General features: G+C 69.7%; 10 protein-coding genes. 6 read left to right on the top strand and 4 right to left on the bottom strand.

Translation table 11 applies throughout. The features are described from left to right. Positions 1–160 precede the first annotated feature (160 nt). From atpA to RH94_RS19180, 5 genes are all read left to right on the top strand, one after another. The gene (gene atpA, locus RH94_RS19200) at positions 161–1,753 is read left to right on the top strand and encodes a F0F1 ATP synthase subunit alpha (protein WP_073948773.1); all 1,593 of its coding nucleotides are present in this window, start codon (positions 161–163) and stop codon (positions 1,751–1,753) included. A 21-nt stretch (positions 1,754–1,774) separates the two neighbouring features. Beyond that, positions 1,775–2,692 carry a F0F1 ATP synthase subunit gamma gene (locus RH94_RS19195; protein WP_073948772.1) on the top strand — a complete coding sequence of 306 codons (918 nt, stop codon included), beginning with the start codon at positions 1,775–1,777 and terminating at the stop codon, positions 2,690–2,692. Next, positions 2,692–4,128, top strand: coding sequence for a F0F1 ATP synthase subunit beta (gene atpD / locus RH94_RS19190; RefSeq protein WP_073948771.1), 1,437 nt, complete (start codon positions 2,692–2,694; stop codon positions 4,126–4,128). The genes RH94_RS19195 and atpD overlap by 1 nt, the downstream gene beginning before the upstream one ends. A 111-nt stretch (positions 4,129–4,239) precedes the next feature. Further along, the gene (locus RH94_RS19185; protein WP_073948770.1) at positions 4,240–4,614 is read left to right on the top strand and encodes a F0F1 ATP synthase subunit epsilon; all 375 of its coding nucleotides are present in this window, start codon (positions 4,240–4,242) and stop codon (positions 4,612–4,614) included. A gap of 104 nt (positions 4,615–4,718) precedes the next feature. Then, positions 4,719–5,165, top strand: a complete 447-nt coding sequence (locus RH94_RS19180; protein WP_073948769.1) for a DUF2550 domain-containing protein — start codon at positions 4,719–4,721, stop codon at positions 5,163–5,165. A 111-nt stretch (positions 5,166–5,276) separates the two neighbouring features. On the opposite strand, the gene RH94_RS19175 is transcribed toward RH94_RS19180, so the two are convergent. From RH94_RS19175 to RH94_RS19165, 3 genes are all read right to left on the bottom strand, one after another. Further along, positions 5,277–7,103 carry a glycoside hydrolase family 18 chitinase gene (locus RH94_RS19175; RefSeq protein WP_073948768.1) on the bottom strand — a complete coding sequence of 609 codons (1,827 nt, stop codon included), beginning with the start codon at positions 7,101–7,103 and terminating at the stop codon, positions 5,277–5,279. 127 nt (positions 7,104–7,230) lie between these two features. After that, entirely contained in the window at positions 7,231–7,872 is a 642-nt protein-coding gene (locus RH94_RS19170; protein ID WP_073948767.1) for a response regulator, read from the bottom strand. Beyond that, positions 7,869–9,071, bottom strand: coding sequence for a sensor histidine kinase (locus RH94_RS19165; RefSeq protein WP_073948766.1), 1,203 nt, complete (start codon positions 9,069–9,071; stop codon positions 7,869–7,871). Before RH94_RS19165 ends, RH94_RS19170 begins: the two co-directional genes overlap by 4 nt. A gap of 151 nt (positions 9,072–9,222) precedes the next feature. On the opposite strand from RH94_RS19165, the gene RH94_RS19160 reads away from it, so the two are divergent. Beyond that, positions 9,223–9,801, top strand: coding sequence for a hypothetical protein (locus RH94_RS19160; protein ID WP_073948765.1), 579 nt, complete (start codon positions 9,223–9,225; stop codon positions 9,799–9,801). 959 nt (positions 9,802–10,760) lie between these two features. Here the strand turns inward: RH94_RS19160 and RH94_RS19155 are convergent. Continuing rightward, positions 10,761–11,333: a cob(I)yrinic acid a,c-diamide adenosyltransferase gene (locus RH94_RS19155; RefSeq protein ID WP_073948764.1), complete on the bottom strand. Its 573-nt coding sequence runs from the start codon at positions 11,331–11,333 to the stop codon at positions 10,761–10,763. Positions 11,334–11,494: the final 161 nt, after the last annotated feature.

Below are 11,494 nucleotides of genomic sequence, written 5' to 3'. Positions count from 1 at the left end.
CCCGCCGCATGGCGAGCTAGCAGCAACTCAACACAAGACGTACACGACGGCCCTGGTTGGGCCGTGCAGAGGATTCACCTCTTATTGGGGGGAGTCCCGAACTCGTGGAACACCCCCCCAAGTGAAACTTCGGGCCCAACAAGGAGAGCAGGGAACCCAGATGGCGGAGCTCACGATCCGGCCGGAGGAGATCCGGGACGCGCTGGAGAACTTCGTCCAGTCGTACAAGCCGGACGCGGCCTCGCGCGAGGAGGTCGGTACGGTCACCCTTGCCGGCGACGGCATCGCGAAGGTCGAGGGTCTGCCCTCGGCCATGGCCAACGAGCTGCTGAAGTTCGAGGACGGCACCCTCGGCCTCGCCCTCAACCTCGAGGAGCGCGAGATCGGTGCCATCGTCCTCGGTGAGTTCAGCGGCATCGAGGAGGGCCAGCCGGTGCAGCGCACCGGTGAGGTCCTGTCCGTCGCCGTGGGCGAGGGCTACCTCGGCCGCGTGGTGGACCCCCTCGGCAACCCGATCGACGGCCTCGGCGAGATCGAGACCGAGGGCCGCCGCGCCCTCGAACTGCAGGCCCCCACGGTCATGCAGCGCAAGTCGGTGCACGAGCCGATGGAGACCGGCTACAAGGCCGTCGACGCCATGACCCCGATCGGCCGCGGTCAGCGTCAGCTGATCATCGGCGACCGCGGTACCGGCAAGACCGCCCTCGCCGTCGACACGATCATCAACCAGCGCGACAACTGGCGCACCGGCGACCCGAAGAAGCAGGTCCGCTGCATCTACGTCGCCATCGGCCAGAAGGGCTCCACCATCGCGTCGGTCCGCCGCGCGCTGGAGGAGAACGGCGCGCTGGAGTACACGACCATCGTCGCCGCCCCGGCGTCCGACCCGGCCGGCTTCAAGTACCTGGCGCCCTACACCGGGTCCGCCATCGGCCAGCACTGGATGTACCAGGGCAAGCACGTCCTGATCGTCTTCGACGACCTGTCCAAGCAGGCCGACGCCTACCGCGCCGTGTCGCTGCTGCTGCGCCGTCCGCCGGGCCGCGAGGCCTACCCGGGCGACGTCTTCTACCTGCACTCCCGGCTGCTGGAGCGCTGCGCCAAGCTGTCCGACGACATGGGCGCCGGTTCGATGACCGGTCTGCCGATCGTCGAGACCAAGGCCAACGACGTCTCGGCGTTCATCCCGACCAACGTCATCTCCATCACCGACGGCCAGTGCTTCCTGGAGTCGGACCTGTTCAACGCCGGTCAGCGCCCCGCGCTGAACGTCGGTATCTCCGTCTCCCGAGTCGGTGGTTCCGCGCAGCACAAGGCGATGCGCCAGGTCTCCGGCCGCCTCCGTGTGGACCTCGCCCAGTTCCGTGAGCTGGAGGCGTTCGCCGCCTTCGGTTCCGACCTGGACGCGGCCTCCAAGGCCCAGCTGGAGCGCGGTCAGCGCATGGTCGAGCTGCTGAAGCAGGACCAGTACCAGCCGATGGCCACCGAGGACCAGGTCGTCTCCGTGTGGGCCGGCACCAACGGCCGTATGGACGACGTGCCGGTCGTCGACATCCGCCGCTTCGAGAAGGAGCTCCTCGAGTACCTGCACCGCAAGGAGCAGGGCCTGATGACCTCCATCAAGGAGGGCGCCAAGATGTCGGACGACACCATCCAGGCGATCGACGACGCCGTCGCCGAGTTCAAGAAGCAGTTCGAGACGAGCGACGGCAAGCTGCTCGGCGAGGACACCCCGGCCGCTGCCGCCAAGTGACGTAAGGAAGGGACCTGACTCATGGGAGCCCAGCTCCGGGTCTACAAGCGTCGCATCCGATCCGTCACCGCGACCAAGAAGATCACCAAGGCGATGGAGATGATCGCCGCCTCGCGCGTCGTCAAGGCGATGCGCAAGGTGTCGGCCTCCACGCCGTACGCGCAGGAACTGACCCGCGCGGTCACGGCGGTCGGCACCGGGTCCACCACCAAGCACCCGCTGACCACGGAGGCGGAGAACCCGACCCGCGCCGCGGTACTGCTCCTCACGAGCGACCGCGGCCTGGCCGGCGCCTTCAACTCCAACGCCATCAAGGCGGCGGAGCAGCTGACCGCGCGCCTCGAGGGCGAGGGCAAGCAGGTCGACGCCTACATCGTCGGCCGGCGCGGTGTCGCCCACTACAACTTCCGTGAGCGCAAGGTCGCGGAGTCGTGGACCGGCTTCACCGACGAGCCCTCGTACGCGGACGCCAAGACGGTGGCGGCCCCTCTGATCGAGGCCATCCAGAAGGACACCGCGGACGGCGGCGTGGACGAACTCCACATCGTCTACACGGAGTTCGTCTCGATGATGACGCAGACGGCGACCGGCTCCCGGCTGCTGCCGCTGCGCCTCGAGGAGGTCGCGGAGGAGACGGCGAAGAAGGACGAGATCCTTCCGCTGTACGACTTCGAGCCCTCGGCGGAGGACGTCCTCGACGCCCTGCTGCCGCGCTACGTGGAAAGCCGTATCTACAACGCGCTGCTCCAGTCGGCCGCTTCCAAGCACGCCGCCACGCGGCGCGCGATGAAGTCGGCCACCGACAACGCGGGTGAGCTGATCGACAACCTCGCCCGTCTTGCCAACGCGGCCCGCCAGGCCGAAATCACCCAGGAAATCAGCGAGATCGTCGGTGGCGCGAGTGCCCTGGCCGACGCGACCGCGGGGAGTGACAAGTAATGACCACCACTGTTGAGACGGCCACGGCGGCGGGCCGCGTCGCGCGGGTCATCGGCCCGGTCGTCGACGTGGAGTTCCCCGTCGACGCGATGCCGGAGATCAACAACGCCCTTCACGTCGAGGTCGCCGACCCGGCGAACGCGGGCGAGAAGAAGACGCTGACCCTGGAGGTCGCCCAGCACCTGGGTGACGGCCTGGTCCGCACCATCTCCATGCAGCCCACCGACGGCCTGGTCCGCCAGTCCCCGGTGACGGACACGGGCTCGGCCATCTCCGTCCCGGTCGGCGACTTCACCAAGGGCAAGGTGTTCAACACCCTCGGTGAGGTGCTGAACGTCGACGCCGAGTACACGGGCGAGCGCTGGCCGATCCACCGCAAGGCGCCGAACTTCGACGAGCTCGAGTCGAAGACCGAGATGTTCGAGACCGGCGTCAAGGTCATCGACCTGCTGACCCCGTACGTCAAGGGCGGCAAGATCGGTCTGTTCGGCGGTGCCGGCGTCGGCAAGACGGTGCTCATCCAGGAGATGATCTACCGCGTCGCCAACAACCACGACGGTGTGTCGGTGTTCGCCGGTGTCGGTGAGCGCACCCGTGAGGGCAACGACCTCATCGACGAGATGAGCGAGTCGGGCGTCATCGACAAGACCGCGCTCGTCTTCGGTCAGATGGACGAGCCCCCGGGCACCCGTCTGCGCGTCGCGCTGGCCGGCCTGACCATGGCCGAGTACTTCCGCGACGTCCAGAAGCAGGACGTGCTGTTCTTCATCGACAACATCTTCCGCTTCACCCAGGCCGGTTCCGAGGTCTCCACGCTGCTCGGCCGCATGCCGTCCGCGGTGGGTTACCAGCCGAACCTGGCCGACGAGATGGGTCTGCTCCAGGAGCGCATCACCTCGACCCGCGGTCACTCGATCACCTCGATGCAGGCGATCTACGTCCCCGCGGACGACCTGACCGACCCGGCCCCGGCCACCACCTTCGCCCACCTCGACGCGACGACGGTTCTGTCCCGTCCGATCTCGGAGAAGGGCATCTACCCGGCCGTGGACCCGCTGGACTCCACGTCCCGGATCCTGGACCCGCGCTACATCGCGCAGGACCACTACAACGCGGCCATGCGCGTGAAGAACATCCTGCAGAAGTACAAGGACCTCCAGGACATCATCGCGATCCTCGGCATCGACGAGCTCGGCGAGGAGGACAAGCTCGTCGTCCACCGTGCCCGTCGCGTGGAGCGCTTCCTGTCCCAGAACACCCACGTGGCCAAGCAGTTCACCGGTGTGGACGGCTCGGACGTGCCGCTGGACGAGTCGATCACCGCGTTCAACGCGATCTGTGACGGCGAGTTCGACCACTTCCCCGAGCAGGCCTTCTTCATGTGCGGTGGTCTCGAGGACCTGAAGAAGAACGCGAAGGAGCTGGGCGTCTCCTGAGCGTCGAGCTCGTCCGAGGGGGCGGGTGCGGTCCCGCCCCCTCGTCCACGCCCCTTAGAATTGACCCCAACACCCGGCACCCCCGCCGGGTGGTGACCCGAGGAGCCACCCTTGGCTGCTGAGCTGCACGTCGAGCTGGTCGCCGCCGACCGCCAGGTCTGGTCCGGCGAGGCCACCCTGGTCGTCGCGCGCACCACGTCCGGCGACATCGGCGTCATGCCCGGTCACCAGCCGCTGCTCGGTGTGCTGGAGTCGGGCCCGGTGACCATCCGTACGAGTGAAGGTGGGACCGTCATCGCCGCGGTGCACGGCGGTTTCATCTCCTTCGCGGACAACAAGCTGTCGCTGCTGGCGGAGATCGCCGAACTCTCGGAGGAGATCGACGTCCAGCACGTCCAGCGGGAGCTGGAACGCGCGAAGGCGGAGGGCGACGCCCACGCCGAGCGCCGCGCGGAAGTCCGACTGCGCGCTGCGACGGCGAGCTGAACCCAGCCAGCCGTGCGATGACGTCCCTCAGCCGCGGCCGCGGCTGAGGTGAATGCGGGTGTTTTTTCCGTTCCATTACCTAGGAGACGAGGAGGTCGGTGTCGATGGTCCTCGCTCTGACTGTGTGCGGGCTGGTGATCCTGCTCGTGGTGGTGGGACTGTTCGTCTTCGGTCTGCGGCGCAGGCTGATCCAGCGCTCCGGCGGCACCTTCGACTGCAGCCTGCGCTGGGACGTACCGGAGAAACCCGACACCAGCGGCAAGGGCTGGAGCTACGGCGTCGCCCGCTACAACGGCGACCGCGTCGAGTGGTTCCGCGTCTTCTCCTACGCGCCCCGCCCGCGCCGCGCCCTGGAGCGCGAGGCCATCGAGGTGGCCGGCCGCCGTCTCCCCGAGGGCGAGGAGGAGCTCGCCCTGCTCTCCGACGCGGTCGTCCTCACCTGTCTGCACCGCGGCACCCGCCTGGAGCTCGCCATGAGCGAGGACGCCCTGACCGGCTTCCTGGCCTGGCTGGAGGCGGCGCCGCCGGGACAGCGGGTGAACGTCGCGTAGAGCGGCGTTCGGGGCCCGCTGGATGGGGGAGGGTGAACGTGGCGTAAGTGAGGGGAAAGCCCCCCGGACGAGGTCCGGGGGGCTCGGTGTTTCCACGAACGCGGGCCGCTGTTACGACAGGCCGCTGTTGATGGCGCTCACCAGCTCACCGTTGCCGGTGTCGCCGCTGAACTCCCAGAAGAAGGCGCCGCCCAGGCCCTGGGTCTTCGCCCAGGACATCTTGGTGCCGACGGTGGCCGGGGTGTCGTAGGACCACCAGTTGCTGCCGCACTTGGCGTAGGCCGTGCCGGCGATGGTGCCGGTGGCCGGGCAGGTGCTCTTGAGGACCTTGTAGTCCTCGATGCCCTGCTCGTACGTACCCGCCGCCGGGCCCGTGGCCGTGCCGCCCGGGGTGGCCTGGGTGACGCCGGTCCAGCCGCGGCCGTAGAAGCCGATGCCGACGAGCAGCTTGCTCGCGGGGACGCCCTTCGCCTTGTACTTGGCGATCGCGTCGGCCGTGGTGTAACCGGCCTTCGGGATGCCGCTGTACGAGGTCAGCGGGGAGTGCGGGGCGGTGGGGCCCTGCGCGTCCCAGGCGCCGAAGAAGTCGTACGTCATCACGTTGTACCAGTCGAGGTACTGGGCGGCCCCGCCGTAGTCGGCGGCGTCGACCTTGCCGCCGGAGGTGCCGTCGGCGGAGACGGCCGCGGTGACCAGGGCCTTGCTGCCGAACTTGGCGCGCAGCGCGGACGCCACGTTCTTGATGGCCGCCGCCCCGCTGGTGTCACAGGTCAGACCGCAGGCGTTGGGGTACTCCCAGTCGATGTCGATGCCGTCGAACACGCCGGCCCAGCGCGGGTCGTACACCAGGTCGTAGCAGGACTGGGCGAAGGCCGTCGGGTTCTTGGCCGCGTCCGCGAAGCCGCCGGACCAGGTCCAGCCGCCGAAGGACCACAGCACCTTGATGTGCGGGTACTTGGCCTTCAGCTGGCGCAGCTGGTTGAAGTTGCCGCGCAGCGGCTGGTCCCAGGTGTCGGCGACGCCGCTGACGGACTGGTCGGCGGTGAACGCCTTGTCGTAGTCGGCGTAGGAGTCGCCGATCGCGCACTTGCCGCCGGTGACGTTGCCGAAGGCGTAGTTGATGTGCGTGATCTTCGACGCGGAGCCGGAGGTCACGATGTTCTTGACGTTGTAGTTGCGGCCGTAGATGCCCCACTCGGTGAAGTAGCCGAGCTTGATCTTGTCACCGGTGGGCGGGGGGTTGGTGCCGCCGCCGGTGGTGCGGACGGCGACCGAGCCGCTGACCGGGCCGGTCTGGCCCGCCGTGTCCCGGGCCTGGACGCTGTAGGAGTAGTCGGTGCCGGCGGTCAGACCGGTGTCGGTGTACGAGGCCGTCGTCACCGTCGCGACCGTCCTGCCGTCGCGCAGCACGTCGTAGTTCTTGACGCCCTTGTCGTCGGTGGCCGCGCTCCAGGTGAGCTTCACCGAGGTGTCGGTGATGTTCGAGGCGGTCGGGGTGCCCGGCGCGGAGGGCGGGTTGTCGCCGGGGACCGTGCCGCCGCCGTCGCAGCTGCCGCCGTTGAGCTTGCAGTTGCCCGGCGAGCCGGAGCCGGCGCCGTTGAAGCCGAAGGAGACGGAGGCGCCCGGGGCGAGGGTGCCGTTGTAGGACTTGTTCCTGGCGGTCCAGTGCGTGCCGGAGGACGTGACGTCCGCGTCCCAGGCGGAGGTGACGGACGTACCGGAGGGGAAGTCCCACTCGATCGTCCACGAGGAGATCGTCGTGGTACCGGAGTTGGTCACCGTCCACTTGCCCTCGAACCCGGAGCCCCAGTCCTGGGTCTTGGCGTAGGTGGCGGTGGCGGATGTCGCCGCCTGGGCGGGGCTCGCGAGACCGACCAGTCCGGCCAGGGGCAGCAACAGGGTCGCGAATCCGGCCGCGGCTCTGTGTCTGAAGCGCATACCACGCCTCCTTGTCGGGGATGATTGGCAGGGGCATGACTGAGCCTTCACGCCCCACGGTGCTGTGAGCGTAGAAAGGTCTGGACCAGAGGTCAAGAGGTCTGGACCACTGCGGTTCAATGGCGTACTAGATTCCCAACTCCTGCGCCAGCACAGCGGCTTGCACCCGACTGCGCAGCCCCAGCTTGCCCAGCAGCCGACTGACGTGCGTCTTCACGGTGCCCTCCGCCAGGTCCAGCCGGTCGGCGATCCCGGCGTTGGACAGACCCTGGCCCAGGCATGACAGCACCTCGCGCTCCCGACGGGTGAGCGTGTCCAGCGCGGCCGGCGCCGTCTTCGCCTCCCGTACCGGCCCGGCGGCGAACTCGGCGATCAGGCGCCGCGTCACGGCCGGGGCGACGATCCCCTCCCCGCGCGCCACCGTCCGTACCGCCTCCACCAGCTCCCGGGCCTCCGCGTTCTTGAGCAGGAACCCGGCGGCTCCGGCGCGCAACGCCCCGAAGACGTACTCGTCGAGGTCGAAGGTGGTCAGCACGAGCACGTCCGCGAGCCCCTCCGCGACCACCTGCCGGGTCGCCGACACCCCGTCCAGCCGCGGCATCTGGACGTCCATCAGCACCAGGTCCGGTCGCAGCTCACGGGCCAGCGCCACCGCCTGCTCGCCGTCCGTCGCCTCGCCCACCACCTCGACATCGGGCGCGCTGCGCAGGATCAGCACCAGCCCGGAGCGGACGGCGGACTGGTCCTCGGCGACGAGAACGCGGATCATGGGGAACCTCCTTCGGCTCCGGGTCCGTTTCCGGGTCCGTTTCCGGTCAGGGGCAGCGTGGCCCGTACGGTCCAGACGGCGCCCTCGGGACGCGCCCGGAACGTGCCGCCCAGCAGCGCGGCCCGCTCCCGCATCCCGACCAGTCCGGCCCCGGAGCCGGGCGCGCGCGGCCCGTCCCGGTGACCGTACGGACTGGCCACCCGCACGTCGAGCACGCCGTCGCGCTGGACCAGCGTGACGGTGACCCGGCCCGGCGCCGCGTGCTTGAGGGCGTTGGTCAGCGACTCCTGCACGATCCGGTACGCCGCCAGCTCCACCGGCGCGGGGACCTCGCCGTGACGGGCGTCGAGCGTGACGTCGAGCCCGTTGTCGCGAGCGCCCTCGACCAGCGCCCGAAGCCCGTCCAGGGTCGGCGCGGCGGCCGGGGCGCCCCCGCCGCCGCTGTCCCGCAGAAGGCCGATCAGCCGCCTCATCTCCGCCAGCCCCTCGACACTGTTCTCCCGGATCACGGCGAGCGCCTGCCGGGAGGTCTCCTGGTCGTCGAGGGACAGCGCGGCCGTGGAGTGGATGGCGATCGCGGACAGGTGGTTGGCGACCAGGTCGTGCAACTCCCGTGCCATGCGGGAACGTTCGGCGGCGACGGCCTGGGCGCGGTCCGTCTCGGCGAGCAGCGCGGTCTGTTCGGCGCGCAGCCGGGCGGCCTCGGCGGCCTCGCGGTGGTTGCGCACGACCCAGCCGGTGCTCGCGGGCGCGAGCGCCACCACGCCGACGCCCACGCCGATCAGCAGGCCCTGGGGAGTGCGCCAGAGCGCGGCGGGCACCACGCCGCCGATCACGGTGAGCAGCCCGGTCACCCAGGGCAGGCGGCGGGCGGAGGCGGGAGAGCCGTACAGGACGGCCGCGTACACGAGGTCCGTGAACATCACGACCGTGACCACGCTGCCCCGCGTCATCGTGTCCGCGGCCAGCGCGGCCGTGCCGATCAGCAGGGCCGCCCCGGGCCGGATGCGGCGCAGCAGCTCGCAGCCCGCCGTCACCGCGAGCGGCACCAGGACGGCCCAGCGCTGCGGCCACAGCACCAGGCTGTCCGTGGTCTCGCGGGGCCCCAGACCGATGGCCCACAGCAGCACCCCGCCGAGCAGTCCGCCCACCGCGATCCGCACGTCGTCACGGTGCGGGCGGGGGAGTCGTACGGCCATGCCTCCATCCAACACGGCCCGGCGGTCCGTCGCGTGGTCCCCCGGGACGGACCGCGAGTACATCGAAGGATGCAGTCCCGGTTCGTCATCACCGACGACGCACCGGATGCGATCCCCCGGAACCCTGGAGAGGGAACCGAGAGGAGCAACCGTGATCGTCGCGCTGATCGTCGCCTGCGAGGTCGGCTTCTGGGTGCTGCTGGCGCTGGGCCTGACCGCCCGCTACCTCCTGAAGTGGCGCCGCACCGGTGCGGCCCTGCTGCTGTGCGAGCCGCTGCTGGAGCTGGTCCTGTTCACGGCCACCGCCATCGACCTGAAGAACGGCGCGCGGCCCGGCTGGGAGCACGGCCTGGCCGCCCTCTACATCGGCTTCACCGTCGGCTACGGCCACTACACCGTCCGCCGGCTCGACGCCCACGCCGCCCACCGCCTGGCCGGCGCCCCGCCCCCGCCGAAGCCGCCCAAGTACGGCCTGCCCCGAGCCCGCCACGAGACCGGCCTCTGGCTGCGCACCCTGCTCGCCGCGACCGTCGCCCTCGCCCTGCTCCAGACGGCGATCTGGTACGTCGGCACGCCGTCCGCCACCGCCCCCCTCAGGTCCTGGCAGTGGACGATGCTCCGCATCACCGCGATCCACGGCCTGATCGCCCTGACGTACCTGCTCTTCCCCAAGAAGGCTCCGGCAGAGGCGGCCCGCTCGACAGAGGGCCGTACGCTGACCGGACGGTGACGGGGGCATGCTCACGCATGCGCCGCGGGTTCTGCTCACTGCCCCGGTCATGGATCCCGGCACGGAACTCGCACCCGTGCTCCAGTGCTGTGACCGCGAGGGTCCGCCGGGTTGGCGGTGGGAACGGTTGGATGGACGGTGCCGTCCGTTCCGAACGTTGGAGGTGTTGTGACCGAGCCTGTGCGGGTGCGCGGGCTGAGGGATCAGGAAGGGCAGAAACTGCAGCAGGAGCGGCGGCCGAAGGCCATCGGCAACGTACAAGCCGCACTGCCCGCGCTCTGGCTCAACCTCGTACTACACGGAGACGGTCACATCCCCGCACCATATTTCGATGCAGCTTGTGCCGTAGCCGAATCAGTCCATGCCGACCCCGACTGGCGCACCTGGTGGTCCGGCGCAGAGCGGGGTGAGCTCACGATCGAGATCGAATTCGGTGACCGGTACGGGCGCACCAGCGTCGCCGTACGGAGAGGCCGGATCCGGGCGTCGTTCCGCCTTGAAGCGTCGCGCTTCAAAGGTCGCACCCCAGGCGCTCTCGCCTGTCTTGCCTGCACTGACATGGAGACAGCTTTCAGGCAGGTATCGGCAGAGTTGGCCATGGTCGCACCGCCTGCGCTTCCGCTTCCTTCCCACGCGACGCCTCCGACACCCAAGAGCGAGGCAGCACGCGAACGACTGGCCGAATTGCGCAGACGTCACCGGGCGAGGCCATGGATGTAGCTACGGACCGGGGGCCCGTCCGGCGGACGGGCCCCCGGAGCCGGACCCCGCCCTGGTCGTGGAACCGGTGCGTACGGCGACGCTGGTGCGCCACCGCCGACCCGGCGAACCTTCCCCGCCTCCACCGGCAAGACGGCATGCCACGTCCGTTGTGACGTCAGGTCCGTCTCAAGGGGCCTGGGCCGGCCCCTGCGTCGCACTCGTCGGGATCATGGGGTGGGAAGCAGGGGAAGCTGTGCTCAGCGCTCTCCGCCGGGCACCCACAGGACGTCCCCGTTCTCCTTGTTCGCCGTGCGGGCCAGGATGAACAGCAGGTCCGACAGGCGGTTGAGGTAGGTGGCCGTCAGGGGGTTCATCGTCTCGCCGTGCACCTCCAGGGCGGCCCAGGTGGACCGCTCGGCGCGGCGGACCACCGTGCACGCCTGGTGGAGCAGGGCCGCGCCCGGGGTGCCGCCGGGGAGGATGAAGGAGCGGAGCTTGCCCAGCTCGGCGTTGAAGCGGTCGCAGTCCGCCTCCAGGCGGTCGACGTAGAACTGCTCCACCCGCAGCGGCGGGAACTCCGGGTTCTCCACCACCGGCGTGGACAGGTCCGCCCCCACGTCGAACAGGTCGTTCTGCACGCGGGTGAGGACCTTGACGATCTCCGCGTCGAGCCCGCCCAGCGCGATCGCCGTACCGATCACCGCGTTCGCCTCGTTGGCGTCGGCGTACGCCGAGATCCGCAGATCCGTCTTGGCGACCCGGCTCATGTCCCCGAGGGCGGTGGTGCCCTTGTCCCCGGTCCTGGTGTAGATGCGCGTCAGATTGACCATGCGGCCAATCTAGACGCTCCTTCGATGAATGAGGCTCTCGGGCGTACGTTCTCGGCTCGTACCCGTGTCCTGGTGCGAGAGGTGTCGTTACTGAGGTAGGGGCGTGCGGATCGAGGGCGAAGGGAAGGTGGAGGATGCTGGTCGGCAGGAAGTATCGGCTT

Source organism: Streptomyces kebangsaanensis, assembly GCF_001906585.1.
Taxonomy (GTDB): Bacteria; Actinomycetota; Actinomycetes; order Streptomycetales; family Streptomycetaceae; genus Streptomyces; species Streptomyces kebangsaanensis.
Note: the sequence above shows the minus strand (reverse complement) of the source record. Positions and strands in the feature narration are given on the sequence as shown.

Coding starts and splice junctions, on each gene's coding strand:
- atpA (WP_073948773.1), top strand. CDS start 161: ATGGCGGAGCTCACGATCCGGCCGGAGGAGATCCGGGACGCGCTGGAG.
- RH94_RS19195 (WP_073948772.1), top strand. CDS start 1,775: ATGGGAGCCCAGCTCCGGGTCTACAAGCGTCGCATCCGATCCGTCACC.
- atpD (WP_073948771.1), top strand. CDS start 2,692: ATGACCACCACTGTTGAGACGGCCACGGCGGCGGGCCGCGTCGCGCGG.
- RH94_RS19180 (WP_073948769.1), top strand. CDS start 4,719: ATGGTCCTCGCTCTGACTGTGTGCGGGCTGGTGATCCTGCTCGTGGTG.
- RH94_RS19175 (WP_073948768.1), bottom strand. CDS start 7,103: ATGCGCTTCAGACACAGAGCCGCGGCCGGATTCGCGACCCTGTTGCTG.
- RH94_RS19170 (WP_073948767.1), bottom strand. CDS start 7,872: ATGATCCGCGTTCTCGTCGCCGAGGACCAGTCCGCCGTCCGCTCCGGG.
- RH94_RS19165 (WP_073948766.1), bottom strand. CDS start 9,071: ATGGCCGTACGACTCCCCCGCCCGCACCGTGACGACGTGCGGATCGCG.
- RH94_RS19155 (WP_073948764.1), bottom strand. CDS start 11,333: ATGGTCAATCTGACGCGCATCTACACCAGGACCGGGGACAAGGGCACC.